Source organism: Mesorhizobium sp. M8A.F.Ca.ET.207.01.1.1, assembly GCF_004794715.1.
In the GTDB taxonomy this organism is placed as follows: Bacteria; Pseudomonadota; Alphaproteobacteria; order Rhizobiales; family Rhizobiaceae; genus Mesorhizobium.
In genome coordinates, this window is record NZ_SRUS01000592.1 from 1 (window position 1) to 281 (window position 281).

Here is a 281-nt window from a genome sequence, read left to right on the forward strand (position 1 = left end):
TAGGGCTGAAACTGCTCGCCGACGATCTGCACCGAAAGCAGCATGCCGAAAATCGGCACTAGGTTGATGAACAGGCCTGCGCGGTTGGCGCCGATCAGCTCGTTGCCCTTGATGTAGAGAACCTGCGAAACGACCGAGGCGCCAAGCGCCGTGTAGAGCGTGAGCGCCCATCCGGTTGCGTCCGGCATGACAGCGCGGCCGGCCGCGATCTCCCAGATGACGAAGGGCACGGAGATCAGCAGCGCGGCGATCGACAGCGCCAGCATCAGGCTTTGCCAAGG

General features: G+C 63.3%; 1 protein-coding gene. It reads right to left on the reverse strand.

Annotated elements, in window-relative coordinates:
* A partial coding sequence (locus EN850_RS35970) for an EamA family transporter (protein WP_145973041.1) occupies positions 1-281 on the reverse strand: 281 nt, incomplete at both ends.